Source organism: Hufsiella ginkgonis (assembly GCF_009834915.1).
Lineage (GTDB): Bacteria > Bacteroidota > Bacteroidia > Sphingobacteriales > Sphingobacteriaceae > Hufsiella > Hufsiella ginkgonis.
The window spans coordinates 472,811-487,713 of sequence record NZ_WVHS01000001.1 but is presented as its reverse complement, the minus strand read 5'-3'; the positions used below and the strand labels follow the sequence as shown (position 1 = coordinate 487,713).

At 48.7% G+C, this 14,903-nt stretch carries 13 protein-coding genes; 9 read left to right on the top strand and 4 right to left on the bottom strand.

The genetic code is table 11. The features are described from left to right. Positions 1 to 2 precede the first annotated feature (2 nt). Entirely contained in the window at positions 3 to 797 is a 795-nt protein-coding gene (locus GS398_RS01970) for a DUF3823 domain-containing protein (protein ID WP_160905059.1), read from the top strand. Between the two features lie 102 nt (positions 798 to 899). Here the strand turns inward: GS398_RS01970 and GS398_RS01965 are convergent, their stop codons facing one another. The 3 genes from GS398_RS01965 to GS398_RS01955 are packed head-to-tail and all read right to left on the bottom strand — an operon-like array spanning position 900 to position 2,906. Then, on the bottom strand, positions 900 to 1,280 hold the full coding sequence (locus GS398_RS01965; RefSeq protein WP_160905058.1) for a hypothetical protein: 381 nt from the start codon (positions 1,278 to 1,280) through the stop codon (positions 900 to 902). Positions 1,281 to 1,282: 2 nt separating this feature from the next. Next, complete coding sequence (locus GS398_RS01960; protein ID WP_160905057.1) at positions 1,283 to 2,539, bottom strand: M56 family metallopeptidase; 1,257 nt, start codon at positions 2,537 to 2,539, stop codon at positions 1,283 to 1,285. A gap of 1 nt (position 2,540) precedes the next feature. Beyond that, complete coding sequence (locus GS398_RS01955) at positions 2,541 to 2,906, bottom strand: BlaI/MecI/CopY family transcriptional regulator (RefSeq protein WP_160905056.1); 366 nt, start codon at positions 2,904 to 2,906, stop codon at positions 2,541 to 2,543. A 290-nt stretch (positions 2,907 to 3,196) separates the two neighbouring features. Here GS398_RS01955 and GS398_RS01950 point away from each other — a divergent pair, with 290 nt between their 5' ends. From GS398_RS01950 to GS398_RS01920, 7 genes are all read left to right on the top strand, one after another. Then, the gene (locus GS398_RS01950) at positions 3,197 to 4,528 is read left to right on the top strand and encodes a sigma-54-dependent transcriptional regulator (protein WP_160905055.1); all 1,332 of its coding nucleotides are present in this window, start codon (positions 3,197 to 3,199) and stop codon (positions 4,526 to 4,528) included. 511 nt (positions 4,529 to 5,039) lie between these two features. Continuing rightward, complete coding sequence (gene kdpF, locus GS398_RS22790) at positions 5,040 to 5,117, top strand: K(+)-transporting ATPase subunit F (RefSeq protein ID WP_160905946.1); 78 nt, start codon at positions 5,040 to 5,042, stop codon at positions 5,115 to 5,117. A gap of 168 nt (positions 5,118 to 5,285) precedes the next feature. Next, complete coding sequence (gene kdpA / locus GS398_RS01940) at positions 5,286 to 7,004, top strand: potassium-transporting ATPase subunit KdpA (RefSeq protein WP_160905054.1); 1,719 nt, start codon at positions 5,286 to 5,288, stop codon at positions 7,002 to 7,004. Positions 7,005 to 7,149: 145 nt separating this feature from the next. Further along, a complete protein-coding gene (gene kdpB / locus GS398_RS01935; RefSeq protein WP_160905053.1) occupies positions 7,150 to 9,180 on the top strand; it encodes a potassium-transporting ATPase subunit KdpB in 2,031 nt (676 codons plus the stop codon). Between the two features lie 135 nt (positions 9,181 to 9,315). Next, positions 9,316 to 9,894: a potassium-transporting ATPase subunit KdpC gene (gene kdpC, locus GS398_RS01930; protein ID WP_160905052.1), complete on the top strand. Its 579-nt coding sequence runs from the start codon at positions 9,316 to 9,318 to the stop codon at positions 9,892 to 9,894. 107 nt (positions 9,895 to 10,001) lie between these two features. Further along, positions 10,002 to 11,054, top strand: coding sequence for an outer membrane beta-barrel protein (locus GS398_RS01925; protein WP_160905051.1), 1,053 nt, complete (start codon positions 10,002 to 10,004; stop codon positions 11,052 to 11,054). A gap of 144 nt (positions 11,055 to 11,198) precedes the next feature. Then, positions 11,199 to 12,329: a sensor protein KdpD gene (locus GS398_RS01920; RefSeq protein WP_160905050.1), complete on the top strand. Its 1,131-nt coding sequence runs from the start codon at positions 11,199 to 11,201 to the stop codon at positions 12,327 to 12,329. A gap of 142 nt (positions 12,330 to 12,471) precedes the next feature. On the opposite strand, the gene GS398_RS01915 is transcribed toward GS398_RS01920, so the two are convergent. Next, the gene (locus tag GS398_RS01915; protein ID WP_160905049.1) at positions 12,472 to 12,861 is read right to left on the bottom strand and encodes a four helix bundle protein; all 390 of its coding nucleotides are present in this window, start codon (positions 12,859 to 12,861) and stop codon (positions 12,472 to 12,474) included. Between the two features lie 137 nt (positions 12,862 to 12,998). On the opposite strand from GS398_RS01915, the gene GS398_RS01910 reads away from it, so the two are divergent. Next, positions 12,999 to 14,750 (top strand): HAMP domain-containing sensor histidine kinase, encoded by a 1,752-nt coding sequence (locus GS398_RS01910; RefSeq protein WP_160905048.1) that lies wholly within the window; start codon positions 12,999 to 13,001, stop codon positions 14,748 to 14,750. Positions 14,751 to 14,903 lie beyond the last annotated feature (153 nt).

Below are 14,903 nucleotides of genomic sequence, written 5' to 3'. Positions count from 1 at the left end.
TGATGAGAACGATAAAATTAATTTTAGCACTACCCGTCGTAGCGTTGCTTTACATCGGTTGTAGTAAAGACCATAATTATGATAATTACGATGCTCCGAACTCCGGAATATCAGGTAAGCTAATCGATGCGGAAACGGGCGACTCCCTGGAACTAAGGCTTAACGCCGGAACTGTACGTTATAGGCAGATCGATGCGAGATATCCCGCCCCCGTCGATTACGATATCCCGCTCAGGTCTAACGGGTCATTCTCCGCTACTAATATGTTCGCCGGCACGTATACCTTCGTTCCCCGGGATGGCGCATTTAAATACCCGGACGTAAATCCGGTAAATGTAGAGTTGCGGCCTAACGAGATAGCGTCGGTCAACTTTAAGGTCATTCCTTATTACCGGATCTCCGCAAGCATCAATTCGAACGCGAGTGCGGCCGCCAACAATGTTACGTTCACGTATACGATCAACAAATCGGCCGCCAATACCACCGATATACTGCAGGAAGTGATCTTTATGGTGGGAAAATACGCCAGGCTCGACGAAACGGTAAGCGGTGAACGTTCACAGGCGGGCTTGATAAATAACTGGATCGTTACGCCAAGGGCGACCGCCACTACTACGCCCCCCATTCTTCCGGCCGACCCCGTTGCCGGCTTTACAGGAGTGCAGCGGACGTTTACTATACCGTTATGGGCTGATACTGGGCTCCCTCCGGGCACTTATTACTTCCGCGTCGGCGTGAGGACGGTAGCTGTCGGGCGGTATAATTACAGTAAAGTGATCAAAGCAACCATTAACTAAGCCTTATATAATTATCCGGGTGGATAACCGGAGGCCCGGCCAATTGGCCGGGCTCTTGATTTATACCCGTACAAGCCTTTGCTGTATGCTGGTCAGGTGATCTTAACGGATCTCGGTATAAATAACCTCATCGGCCTGTTTTATTTCTGTGATATATCTTGTTGGCGACATAGAAGGCGTCAGTCCGCTTAACCAATGCGGCCTAAGATATAGGATTTCGACCTTTTTGCCCATCAGCCTTGCTCTCAGGCTGTCGGGACTGAGTCCCTGGGTCACGCCGCTATTGATCAATAAGCTGCCGGTACGTCCCTCCAGGGTGATATAGATATCCTTCAGGCTATCTTGCCCTACAAGCGCGACTATCCCTTCCACTTTGACCGAGTTTTCACGATTGATCTTTGCCGGATAAAATACCAGGTAGCAAACCAAGGCTATCGCGATCAGCGCCGCAAGTGAGATTAAGGTTCTTATTGCAGGTTTCATAGCTAATCGGCAATTACTTCGCGGATCGTTTTGCTTTCATTTTTTACATTCGGATCATCGGCGCGGAGTTTGATCCACCGGTCCTTCCGCATCCCAATCACCCCGGCTATTTTCCCCTCTTTATCTTTTACAAAGTCAAGCCGGAACTTTTTTTCTTCGTTATAAAATGTAAGGTGCGATTGTTTCTTAAAAGTGATCTCGTGATCATCCCACAACTGTAGTAACTTAAGCCGGCCATCCCGGGGAGATACCCGGATACGAATGTCGTGGTGATATTTAAGGCCATAATATCCGCCGATTGCCTTAAGCTCTGCCTGCTCGGCTACGGTTGGCACTTCATTTTGTTGCGCGTATGCGGGCGAAACGACCCCATAACCGAGGGCCAGTAAAGGCAGCAGCAAAAGTGAATTGTAACGGCGCTTTTCAGGGGTTTGTGTGGCGTTTATCATACGAATTCTTTCTTTAATGATTAATGAACTGTACCCGGTGGTAAACGAAACGTTTGCCCGCGCAGACGCGAAGCGAAGAATATTAAGCTGGTAGGCCTTCCCGTCTATACCTGAACGTATAACGCGATCGTCGGCAAGAAACTCCAGGTTAGCACGTAAGCAACGCTTCAGTAAGCCAGTCAGGGGATTTGGCCACAGGAGAATTTGAGTAAGCTCGGCAAGCAGCGTATCGACGCTATGCCACTCATCGCTGTGGACGTACTCGTGGGAGATGATTTGCACATACTGTTCCTGCGAATAGGCTTTTCGGTGCACGACGATGAAATTGAAGAAAGAAAATGGTGCAATACTATCGGCGGGTTCACAATAAGTAACGCCGTGCGACCGTACTTTCCCGCACTTACGGATAATTGAAGATACGTTCAAAAGCTGGTTTACCAATCGCAGAAGCAGCAAGCCCGAAATAAATATGTAGAGCAAGCCCGTGCTCCAAAGGAAGCGGGCAACATAAGTTCTCCCTCTCGCTGCGCCCGGCGCTTTGGCGTAGGATGGTACCTGCCGGGATCCTGTCACAGCTGGCAGGGGATCAGGTATAGCTGAACCGGCAGTTTCAAGAGAAATCTGGTTTGCGAAGGTTGTAGGAAGAATAGCGGGCGCAAACGGCATGATAAAAGAAAGCTGAATGATAACAAGTAATGCAAAGCGGTTTTGCCGAAAGAACTTATTTTTTCTCATCACTACGTACCAGGCGGTGAACAAGAGTGAGATAACCAGGTTAACCTTTATGACATAGGTGAGAAACAGTTCCATATTATTTCCGTTTATTTTCTATCATTTCCATGATCTCCCTTAACTCCTCGAGTGAAATTTCTTCTTGCTCCGCGAAGAAGCTAACCGCATTTTTGATCGAATTGCCGAATAATCCGGCGAGAAGCGGCTTCACAAACCTGTTTGTGTATTCTTTCTTCGTAATAGCGGCAGAATACCGGTGAGCGGAGCCAAAGTCCTCGATCTTAAGAAACCCCTTTTCTGCCAGCCTTCTCATCATGGTAGCCACCGTATTAATATGTGGCCGGGGCTCCGGAAGATCTTGTTTCACTTCCCTGGCAAATACTTTTTTTCGGTTCCAGACGATCTGCATCAGGGTCTCTTCCTTTTCACTTAAACGGCGTTTCATGAAACAAAGATAAACTATTTTTGTAATTTAAAAACTACAACTGTAGTTTCTTTGGGAAACAAAGATCCTGATGGGATGGCCTGGAATAAAAGACGGATGAATATACCATAAGTAGCTGCAGCCTTAATGGCGGATAGAAAAGTTGCCCCGGTAAAAATGGGGCCTGGAGATTCTGCACGATCTCACGTGGCCGATGAGTATATTTACACCGGGGAAATCAGGGAAGGGATCGATATCTGCAAACAGCTCCTGGAATCGCTCGTCCCGTACCTTATTAATAATCGTGAAGTATGCAGTCCACAGTCCTGATTATTGACGACGAAAAGAAGATCTGTAACCTCCTGGCCCGCATTATCGGCCTGGAAGGTTTTCATGTTTTACAAGCTTATAGTGGCAAAGAGGGGCTTAAGCAACTCGCCGGGAACGACGTTCACGTTGTACTGAGCGATGTTAAGCTGCCAGACATCGACGGCGTGGAACTGGTTAAACAGATCAAAGAGAAAAAACCTTACGCAGAGGTGATCAACCTGACCGCCTTCGGCACGATACCGGACGGAGTAAGGGCCATGAGGAACGGAGCGTTCGATTATATCACCAAAGGCGATGATAACGACCGCATCATTCCGCTGGTACATAAGGCGATGGAAAAAGCGCTGGTGCAGTTCCGGTTATTTAACCTCGAAAATAAGCTGATCAGCCAGCATAGCTTTGCCGGCATCATCGGCCAATCTAAAGCGGTCAAAGATGCCATTGAGCTGGCGCGAAGGGTGTCAGCTACAGATACCACCGTCCTTTTATTAGGTGAAACGGGCACCGGCAAAGAAGTTTTCGCCCAGGCCATTCATTACGAGGGGGCACGGCGAACGGGATCATTCGTAGCTTTAAACTGCAGCGGCTTTAGTCCCGACCTGCTCGAAAGTGAATTGTTCGGCTATAAGGCAGGCGCTTTCACCGGGGCATCGAAAGATAAGAAGGGGCTGCTCGAGGAAGCAAACGGCGGGACGCTCTTTCTCGACGAGATCGGCGAGATGAGCCTCGATCTGCAGGCCAAGCTGCTGCGGGTGCTCGAAAACCAGAGCTTTATTAAGGTGGGCGACACCCACACCAGTAAAGTGAACGTGCGGATCATCGCCGCCACCAACCGCGATCTGAAAGCCGAAGCGGAGGCCGGGAAGTTCCGCCTGGACCTGTATTATCGTTTATCGGTATTCTCCATACCGCTCCCTTCTTTGTCGCAGCGGCGGGCGGATATCCCGGTCATCGCCAAACATTATCTCGACCAGTTTGCCGGTAAAGTGAACAAGCCGCCTTTCACCATGGAGGAAGGTTTCGTTCAAAAACTGCTCGATCATCCCTGGAAAGGAAACATTCGCGAATTGAAGAATGTGATGGAACGTGTAGTAATATTATCCGATGGGCCGCTTATCAGTGCGAACCTGCTGCCGTTCGAGTTCCATACCGTTACCGGCGAACAAAACCCCATGAAAATGGAGGCGATGGAAAAGCTGCATATTCAAAAAGTGCTGCAGTATACGCACGGGAACAAAACGGAAACAGCCCGGCTCCTGGGAATCGGGCTTACAACACTCTACCGGAAGCTGGAAGAGTACCGGATCGGGTGAATTAGCTGATCTTCTCCATGCTTGGCGAGGCTTCTACATCTTAAATTGTCAAAACGCAACGTCCTATCGGGTTCGGGGAAAATAAAAACGCAACCAACCAGGGAGGATCCATCGCCGGAGACGCCCGCAAGTCCCTGGGCTACAAACAGGTTAGGAGGTCGTTTCCACCGAGAAATGCTCCCCCATCATAACGGTAATAACCCTTCCAAAATGGAAGGGTTTCTTTGTATTAAAATTATCCATTTTAACTAAGACTAATTTTTAATTACTGATTATCAGTAGTTTATAAATATTTCAAGATAATCGGCATGCCAGTTGGCTACAGGGTTTTAACAAAAATTAAAACTATGGTCATTCTCCTCTTCCTAGCCCTGCTCGTTTGCTGCTGGTCATTCTTTAAATCCGTCGACTGGTTCGAATCCATTTAAGCTGTCCGTATGGAACGTACAATCAACAGCTTAGATAGCTTCATTGCCTTAAACAATCTATCAAATGAAACAATCTAAAAGTTATGATCACATTATTTCTAATCGCAATCGCAGTTTTCATCTACATGGTGTATGTGCTGCTTAAACCGGAAAAATTCTAGCAGGGAACAGGAAATGGAAAACAGGGAATGGCAAATAGGAAATAGGCCCGCATATCGCCTCTCCGCCTTTTCGGCGCTCGCCATTCCCTATTTTCCATTCCCTATTTCCCATTCTCTATTTCCCATTCTCAACCCCGATCCCCTTCCACCACACGAACCCTTTTTAAAATGAACACAGAATTACTTGGAGTTGTCGCTACCTACCTGCTTACGCTGGTGATCGCCATCCCGCTGGGTAAGTACCTGGCTAAGATGTTTGCCGGGGAAAAAACCTGGACCGATTTCTTAAGGCCGCTCGAAAATGGCATTTACAAAATTTCCGGTATTAACCCGAAAGAACAGATGGACTGGAAACAGAGCATGAAAGCGCTCCTTACCGTCAACTCAGTTTGGCTGGTGTACGGCTTTTTCGTGCTGCTTTACCAGGATAAGCTTCCGCTCAACCCGGATGGTAACCCGGGCATGACGCCTGACCTTTCCTTTAACACCGTTATCAGCTTCGTGGTAAACTGTAACCTTCAGCATTATTCCGGTGAATCCGGCGTGAGTTACTTCACACAGCATTTCGTGCTGATGTTCCTGCATTTTACGAGTGCAGCCACCGGGATTGCTTCAGCCGTCGTGTTTTTTAAAGCGTTCCGCGATAAGACCACTTCGAGCCTGGGCAACTTCTGGGAATATTTCGTGAAATCTATCACCCGGTTGTTGCTTCCATTGTCGTTGTTAATGGCTATTATCCTTGCCTTTAACGGTACGCCGACCAGCTATGAAGCAAGAGATCAATATATTTCTTTGCAGGGTGATACCGTAAATGTTTCCCGCGGTCCTGCCGCCGGGATGATCGCCATCAAGCATTTAGGCACCAACGGCGGCGGCTGGTTCGGGGTTAACTCGGCGCACCCGCTCGAAAACCCGAGCTACGTCACCAACACTGTGGAGCTGATCGCGCAGATGATCATCCCGATCGCGATGGTGCTGGCTTTCGGTTATTTCATCCGCAGGAAGAAACTCGCCTGGACCATTTTCGGAGTAATGACCATCGGCATGTTCCTGTTGCTAATTCCTACGATCAGCAGCGAGCTTGGCGGAAATCCGGCTATCGCCAAAATGGGGATTTCCCAAACCGCCGGTGCTATGGAAGGCAAGGAAGTACGTTTCGGGCCGGCCATTTCAGCTTACTGGAGCACGGTGACCACCATCGTTTCCACCGGTTCGGTTAACTCGATGCATGACAGTACCATGCCACTAACTGGCCTATGGCAATTGCTCGCCATGATGGTAAACTCCTTTTACGGAGGTTGCGGTGTTGGAATTCTCAATTACTTTATCTATTTGATCATCGCCGTATTTATTTCAGGCCTGATGGTGGGTCGCACCCCCGAATTCCTCGGCCATAAAGTAGAGGCACGGGAGGTGAAGATCGCGGCCGTGATCACGCTGCTGAGCCCTTTCCTGATTCTTACAGGCACGGGGATCGCCAGTTTCGTGTTCACCAACTTCGGCGATGCGGACTGGACCGTTAAACCCGCCAACTGGTTGAATAATCCGGGGTTTCACGGGTTCTCGGAGATGCTCTATGAAATGACCTCATCGAACGCCAATAACGGTTCCGGCTACGAAGGCCTCGGAGACAACAATATCTTCTGGAACATATCCACCGGGCTGGTCATGATCCTGGGACGCTTCTTGCCAATTATAGGCCCGGTCGCCATCGCAGGATTACTGGCATCTAAGAAATTCATTCCTGAATCGGCCGGTACGCTCAAAGCCGATACGATGACCTTCGCCCTCATGACCTTCGCGGTGATCGTGGTGCTCAACGCGTTGTCGTACTTCCCGGCGTTGGCTCTTGGTCCGTTGGCAGAATATTTTACGTTGTTGCATTGAGAAAATGGAGAATAGAGAACGGAGAATAGAAAATAGGGAACAGGCCGGTGGCATATCATTCCTTTACCATTCTCTGTTCTCTATTCTCCATTTCCTATTCTCTATTCCCCATTCCCCCCCCCAATTCTCCATTTCCAACAAACAAATGAAAACACAATCCAATAAATTATTCGAAGCTGCCTTAGTGCAAACCGCATTGAAACAGTCGTTCGTAAAACTTGATCCGCGTGTGATGATCAAGAACCCGGTAATGTTCACCGTGGAGATCGGCACCCTGATCATGGCCTATGTAACGGTTTATTCGTTCGGCCATACCGGCCAGGGGTCGGCAACTTATAACTTCTTTATCTTTTTGATCCTGCTGCTAACCGTGCTTTTCGCCAACTTCGCCGAAGCGATAGCGGAAGCAAGAGGAAAGGCTCAGGCCGATAGTTTGCGTAAGACGCGGGAAGAAACACCAGCCAAAGTGTTGGTGAACGGACGCATCGAAACCCGTTCTTCCAGCCAATTGAAGAAAGGCGATATGTTCGTATGTGAAGCTGGCGACACCATCCCGACTGACGGCGAGATCATTGAAGGGATCGCCACCATCGACGAATCGGCCATCACCGGCGAATCCGCTCCCGTGATCCGCGAGTCGGGCGGCGATAAATCGTCGGTAACCGGCGGTACCAAAGTGCTTTCCGACCATATCAAAGTACAGGTAAGCACTCAGCCCGGTGAAAGTTTTCTTGATAAAATGATCGCGTTGGTAGAAGGCGCCTCCCGTCAGAAAACACCCAACGAGATCGCTTTGACGATCCTGCTGGCAAGTTTTACCCTGGTGTTTATCATTGTGTGCGTTACGCTGAAACCATTTGCCGACTATGCGAATACCCCAATCACTATCGCGGCGTTAATCTCCCTATTCGTCTGTTTGATCCCTACTACCATCGGGGGTTTGCTTTCGGCCATCGGGATTGCCGGAATGGACCGCGCGCTTCGTGCCAACGTGATCACCAAATCCGGTAAAGCGGTAGAAACAGCCGGCGACATCGATGTGCTGTTACTCGATAAAACGGGAACTATCACGATCGGTAACCGTAAAGCAACCAATTTCTACCCTACTACGGGCGGGATCATAAAAAAATTCACCGATGCCTGTGTACTAAGTTCGCTGTCTGACGATACACCTGAAGGGAAATCGATCATCGAGCTGGCTAAACTGAAAGGTGAAACGAATATAAGCGCTGCACCTGCAGGTTCGGCGTTCATCAGGTTTACTGCCGAAACCCGTTCAAGCGGGATCGATACACCCGACGGAAGACGCATTCGTAAAGGCGCTTTTGATTCGATCCGGAACATCGTTCAGAAAGCCGGGAACGTATTTCCTGCCGATATCGAAGAACAGGTGAAGAAGATCTCCTCGAACGGCGGAACTCCCCTGGTAGTTTCCGAAAACGAAAAGGCCCTGGGCGTGATTGAGCTGCAGGATATCATCAAACCGGGCATCAGCGAACGATTTGATCGCCTCCGCAAAATGGGCGTAAAAACAGTGATGGTAACCGGTGATAACCCGCTGACCGCGAAGTATATCGCCCAAAAAGCCGGTGTGGATGACTTTATCGCCGAAGCCAAGCCAGAAGATAAAATGAATTACATCAAAGACGAGCAGGCAGAGGGTAAGCTGGTAGCCATGATGGGAGACGGTACTAACGATGCGCCGGCCCTTGCCCAGGCCGATGTAGGTGTAGCCATGAACAGCGGGACCCAGGCAGCTAAAGAAGCAGGTAACATGGTCGACCTGGATAACGATCCGACTAAGCTGATCGAGATCGTGGAGATCGGCAAACAATTACTGATCACCCGCGGTACGCTCACTACGTTCTCCATCGCGAATGACGTAGCCAAGTATTTCGCTATCGTTCCGGCATTGTTCATCGCTTCCATTCCGGCGCTTCAAAGCCTGAACATCATGAACCTGCACAGCCCGGAAAGCGCGATCATGTCGGCGATCATCTTTAACGCCATCATCATCCCCATCCTGATCCCGCTGGCCTTGCGTGGGGTGGCTTACAAACCGATCGGGGCGTCGGCGCTGCTCAGAAGGAACCTGTTCATTTATGGTATCGGTGGTGTTATTGCACCGTTCATCGGGATTAAGCTCATCGACCTGGTAGTTGGTTTAATCGTGTGAAGAGAGAGAATAGAAAATGGAAAATAGAAAATAGCATGACGCCGAGACTTGCTGCCCCTTCTCATGATCCATGCCTCTGTTCTCCCATCTCTATTTTCTATTTCCTGTTTCCCATTCCCAATAATCTAAAAAACAATGAAAAAGTACATCATCCAATCCATCCGCTTAACACTCGTCTTGATGATATTGTTATGCGTAATCTACCCGCTCATCGTCGCCTTCGCAGGCGGGTTCTCTAAAGGAAACGGTGGCGGCGAAAAAGTGACTAAAGACGGAAAAGTGGTGGGTTATGCCCGGCTTGGCCAGTCGTTTACCAGTCCCGGATACTTTTGGGGAAGGCCATCCGCTGTCGGTTATAATGCCGCCGGTTCTGCCGGATCAAATAAAGGACCCTCTAACCCGGATTATCTGAAAGACGTGGCAAGCCGTATCGATACCTTGTTGAAATACCATCCTTACGCCAAACGTTCCGATATTCCTGCCGACCTGGTTACCGCATCAGGAAGCGGATTGGATCCTAATATCTCTGTCGAAGGCGCTAAGCTCCAGGTAAAACGCATCGCGGAATACCGCAAGCTCGACGAAAAAACAGTGAGCGACCTGGTAGAAAAGAACACTACCAAACCCTTATTCGGCCTGTTCGGCCCATCATTAGTCAACCTGCTTGGCCTAAACTTGTCGTTGGATGAGGTGCGAATAGGAAATAGAGAATAGGAAATAGAAAATAGGCAGCTCTCTATTCCCTATTTCCTATTCTCTATTTCCTATTTTCCCCCTCCCCGTCCCGCTACTTTACACACACACATCAAATTTACACTCAAATGAAAAAGATCATCCTATTGGCTGTCGCACTGGCTGCAGCTTCTTATTTAAAAGCGCAGGAAAGCACTGCCGTTCCTTTATCTATTTCCGGCTCTGCAGACACGTACTTCAAATACGATTTCGCGAAAACTCCGAACATCGCTACCAGTTTTGCCACCGATCAGAACTCCGTTTCCCTGGGCATGATCGACCTTGCCTTAAAGAAAACCAGCGGGAAGGCATCTTTCGTAGGTGAACTTTCGTTTGGCCCGAGGGGGCAGTTCCAATCTGTTCCTAACGGAGACGGCACTACGGCGAACGATGGCAACTCGTTCCACGTTCAGAACCTGAACCTCACGTATGCCTTTACAGACAAATTCTCCCTGGCCGCCGGCTATTTCGGCACGTTTATCGGTTACGAAGTGATTTCGCCGGCGGGCAATTTTAACTATTCTACTTCCTACCTGTTCACCAACGGCCCGTTCCAGAATGCCGGCGTTAAAGCAACGTACGCTTTCTCGCCCAAAGCCGGTTTGATGGTGGGTCTGTTCAACGAATGGAACACTTATAAAGCTTCACGCGGCGTTTCCAGTATCGGCGCGCAATTGATGGTTTCGCCCGCAGAGGGCTGGACGGCTTACTTAAACGTGCTGAACGGTGGCGACGCGTACGGCGGTTACGGAACGGTATTAGACCTGACCACCTCTTATCAAATCACCGGCAGCTTTAAACTTGGACTGAACGCTACCGACTTCCGCAGAGCCGGGGAAAACGGCGGATTCTCGGGAAGCGCATTGTACATTCAGCAAGCGTTCAGCCCGGCGTTTGCCCTGGGCGTACGCGGCGAATATTTTAAATCGAAATCGGGAGCAAGCGGGCTGACATTATCTGGCGTAGCGCCCGACGAATCGGTTACCGCCATCACTGTGTCCGGTAATCTGAAAGCAGGCGGCTTAACCTTTATCCCGGAGATCCGCTTTGATAACGGGTCGGCCACCCAATTTTTTAAAGAAAACGGATCAGCCACAAAATCGGCCTCGCAGTTCTCACTGGCTGCCGTGTATGCCTTTTAAGTTGGTAAATTTGGTATCGTGGGTTTTGGGGAGAATAGAAAACGGAAATAGAGAATGGGCTGGTGACATATTTATACCTCTCCATTCTCCATTCTCTGTTCCCTATTCTCTATTCCCCATTTTCATTTCCCTATTTCCTTTCCTATGCAAGAAGAGCCCAAAGAATCCTCCGTCCGTAGATTTCTCGACCTGGTGAAAAAATCCAGGCGCGGGAAGTTCAAGGTGTATATCGGCATGAGCGCCGGTGTAGGTAAAACCTACCGGATGCTCCAGGAAGCGCATGCCTTGCTGCGTAACAACGTAGATATCCGGGTCGGCTATATCGAAACGCATAACCGGGCGGAAACTCACGCCTTGCTGGACGGTGTTCCGATTATCCCACGGAGGAAGATCTTTTACAAAGGCAAGGAACTGGAAGAAATGGACGTGCAGGCTATTATCAGCCTGCATCCGGAAGTAGTGATCGTTGATGAACTGGCTCATTCAAATGCAGAAGGCAGTAAAAACGGGAAACGCTGGCAGGACGTGATCGATATTTTGGAAGCCGGGATCAGCGTCATTTCGGCCGTCAATATCCAGCACCTGGAAAGCCTGAACGAGGAGATTGAACAGATCACCGGCATCCCGATCACCGAGCGGATACCGGATAAGATCCTGGAATTGACCGATGAGATCGTAAACATCGATTTAACTGCCGACGAACTGATCGATCGCCTGAAAGACGGAAAGATCTACGACAGCAGCAAGATCCAGCGCGCGCTGCAAAACTTTTTCCAACCGGATAAGATCCTGCAGCTGCGGGAGCTGGCCCTTAAAGAGGTTGCTCACCACGTGGAGCGTAAGATCGATGTGGAGATCCCAAAACAGATCAAACTTCGCCCGGAACGTTTCCTCGCCTGTATTTCTTCCAACGCCGAAACGGCCAAAGTGGTGATCCGTAAGACCGCGAGGCTGGCCTCTTATTATCGCTCTCCCTGGGTCGTTTTATATGTGCAGAGCAGCAGCGAAAGCGGCGACAGGATCAGGTTGGATAAACAACGTCACCTGATCAATAACTTTAAACTCGCAACTGAATTGGGCGCCGAAGTGGTGAAAATCAAAAGCGACCAGGTGACCCAAACGATCATGAAAGTGGCTGAAGAGCGTGAGATCACCACCATTTGTATTGGCAAACCCCACCTTAGTTTGTTCCAGGTCATCCTGAGAACTGCAATTTTTAACCAACTGCTTCATAAGATCGCGGAAACGGAGACGGATTTGGTGGTATTGGCGTGAAGGAGGGGATGGATCGGGGATGGCGAAAGGTAAATAGTAAATAGTAAATAGAGAATAGGAAATGGAGAATAGGGAAATGTGGGATGTATGAAGAAGTATTGATTATGCAAGCATATAAATCTGTTACGTTAATCCTCATTCCCTATTTTCTATTGTCTGTTTCTTTCGCGTTGTTTATACGTTTTTTTACCGAGTTAATAAATCCTATCAGCAGTTTATATATAAAATCGAGGTCGTGTATGATTATGCCACAACGTTCTTTGGTGATCAAGCCAAGTTCTGCCGATAATAGCACCAACGCGTCGAGCTCACTGGCTGAGCCTAATGATATGTGCAGAAATTGCAAAAGTTCCTTATCGGATTTTCTTGCACATCCTTCTGCTATATTGACCGGTATCGAGGCGCTCGCCCGCCTCATCTGCGAAGTCAAGCCATATAATTCTGATTTAGGGAACTTCGCCGTTTCGACATATATTACTTTTACAAAGCCAAAACTTCGTTTCCACACTTCCATTTCCTGGTGCGGTTTCATAATGCAATATAAAATAATTTAACCAAAAAGAATATTACTTTCCATCATTTCACACTACCTATTCTCCATTCTCTATTTCCTATTCTCTATTTACTATTCCCTATTTACTATTACTACTCTCTATTCACCCCCCTCTCATGAATATAAAAACCAAACTTCGCCTCGGATTCGGATTCCTGTTCGTGGTGGTCATTTTTTTCGGGTCCGTTTCGCTCTTTTACCTCAACCAGATCGCCCGGAGCGCAAAAGTTATACTGAAAGACAATTATGAATCCCTGCGCTTCACGGGCGAGATGCGCAAGGTATTGGATGAAGCGCAGTTCCCGCTTTCCGGGGATGCTTCCGCCGTTTTTAAACGGAACCTTTTTTTTGAAGAAAACAATCTTACCGAGCCCGGTGAAAAGGAGGAAACGGCAGCTTTGCGCGTCCAATATGAGCTGTTAAACAATACAGCAGTTACGCCCGACGCTTTCAGAACAGCGCTGCTCAATGCACGCGTTCACTTGCGGAAGATCGACCAACTGAACATGAACGCGATCGTAAGAAAGAATGCTGCCGCGCAGGAGTCCGTGAAAAAAGCAACGATCTATCTCAGTTTTGCGGCTTGTTTTACGTTTCTGGTGCTCTTCAGTTTCAGCGTCAATTTCCCCGGATTTGTAGCTAACCCGCTCCGCGAGCTATTGTATGGAATCAGGGAGATCAGCCAGAAAAATTATCGTCAGCGCCTGGAAGTCCGGAATGACGGGGAGTTTTCCGAACTGGCCGAAGCGTTTAACGAAATGGCCAAACAGCTCAACGAATGGGATACCAGCAACCTGGCCAAGCTTAAATCTGAAAAGCTTCGTATCGAAGCCATTATCGGGCAAATGCAGGATGCGATAATAGGGTTGAATGAGAAACAGGAGATCCTGTTCATCAATACGGCCGCCCAGCAGGTACTAAACCTGGATGGCGTGAATTCCATCGGTAAGAACGCTACCGAGCTGGCTAAAAACAATGACCTGCTGCGCAATATCATTGCTAACAGCCTTCGCGACAAGCAACTGAAGATCTTTGCCGACGGCAAGGAATCTTACTTCCAGTTGGATAGCCGCGAGATCATCTTACAGGGGTTTGAGAAACAGGAAGATCAGGTCATCACGAAAACAGGAAAGCCAGCAGGAAAAGTGTACATCCTGCGGAATATCACCCAGTTCAAGGAATTAGATACAGCCAAAACGCATTTTATTGCCACTGTTTCCCACGAGCTGAAGACTCCGATCTCTTCTATTAAAATGAGCCTTAAGCTCCTGAGTGATGATCGGGTCGGTTCTATGAACAGTGAGCAACTGGAACTGGTGCAACATATCCGCGAAGACAGCGACCGGCTCCTGAAGATCACCAGCGAGCTGCTGGATCTTTCCCGGGCCGAAGCAGGTAACCTGCAATTGCAATTCAGTGCAACGGATCCCAACGTAATTGTGAACTATGCCGTCGATGCCGTAAAGTTCCAGGCAGAACAAAAAGAAGTGAAACTGGAACTGGTAAGCCGCACTACGCTTCCAAAGGTGATGGCAGATACAGAAAAGACCGCTTGGGTACTGATCAACTTTTTATCCAACGCGCTGCGTTACAGCCCGGAGAAATCACGGATCGTGATCCAGGTGATCGAGAAGGGAGCCGCCATAGAATTCTCCGTTCGTGATTTCGGGAACGGGATTGATAAACAATACCAGAAAAGGCTTTTCGACCGGTATTTCCAGGTTCCTACGGATGGCACCAATAAATCGGGCTCCGGGTTAGGGCTTGCCATTTCTAAAGATTTTATCGAGGCTGAGCACGGCCGGATCTGGGTGGAAAGTGAGATCGGGGAAGGAAGCCGGTTCTGCTTCTCGCTACCGGTAGCTTAGTTAACCGTGGTTTCACCTTAATAAATTTTAAAGTATGTTCTTAATTGTCGGGCGGACTCTTACCCGCGACAAATTTCTGCTAATACCAGGGTGCTGATATGGGATGAGGTGCTCTAATCAGTTATGTCATATCCTTTCAAAATGAAAACCGAC

Bases quoted from the DNA above. Each gene is read 5' to 3' on its own strand.
- GS398_RS01955 (WP_160905056.1), bottom strand. From the start codon at position 2,906: ATGAAACGCCGTTTAAGTGAAAAGGAAGAGACCCTGATGCAGATCGTC.
- kdpC (WP_160905052.1), top strand. From the start codon at position 9,316: ATGAAAAAGTACATCATCCAATCCATCCGCTTAACACTCGTCTTGATG.
- GS398_RS01965 (WP_160905058.1), bottom strand. From the start codon at position 1,280: ATGAAACCTGCAATAAGAACCTTAATCTCACTTGCGGCGCTGATCGCG.
- GS398_RS01950 (WP_160905055.1), top strand. From the start codon at position 3,197: ATGCAGTCCACAGTCCTGATTATTGACGACGAAAAGAAGATCTGTAAC.
- kdpA (WP_160905054.1), top strand. From the start codon at position 5,286: ATGAACACAGAATTACTTGGAGTTGTCGCTACCTACCTGCTTACGCTG.
- GS398_RS01920 (WP_160905050.1), top strand. From the start codon at position 11,199: ATGCAAGAAGAGCCCAAAGAATCCTCCGTCCGTAGATTTCTCGACCTG.
- kdpB (WP_160905053.1), top strand. From the start codon at position 7,150: ATGAAAACACAATCCAATAAATTATTCGAAGCTGCCTTAGTGCAAACC.
- GS398_RS01970 (WP_160905059.1), top strand. From the start codon at position 3: ATGAGAACGATAAAATTAATTTTAGCACTACCCGTCGTAGCGTTGCTT.
- GS398_RS01960 (WP_160905057.1), bottom strand. From the start codon at position 2,539: ATGGAACTGTTTCTCACCTATGTCATAAAGGTTAACCTGGTTATCTCA.
- GS398_RS01910 (WP_160905048.1), top strand. From the start codon at position 12,999: ATGAATATAAAAACCAAACTTCGCCTCGGATTCGGATTCCTGTTCGTG.
- kdpF (WP_160905946.1), top strand. From the start codon at position 5,040: ATGATCACATTATTTCTAATCGCAATCGCAGTTTTCATCTACATGGTG.
- GS398_RS01915 (WP_160905049.1), bottom strand. From the start codon at position 12,861: ATGAAACCGCACCAGGAAATGGAAGTGTGGAAACGAAGTTTTGGCTTT.
- GS398_RS01925 (WP_160905051.1), top strand. From the start codon at position 10,002: ATGAAAAAGATCATCCTATTGGCTGTCGCACTGGCTGCAGCTTCTTAT.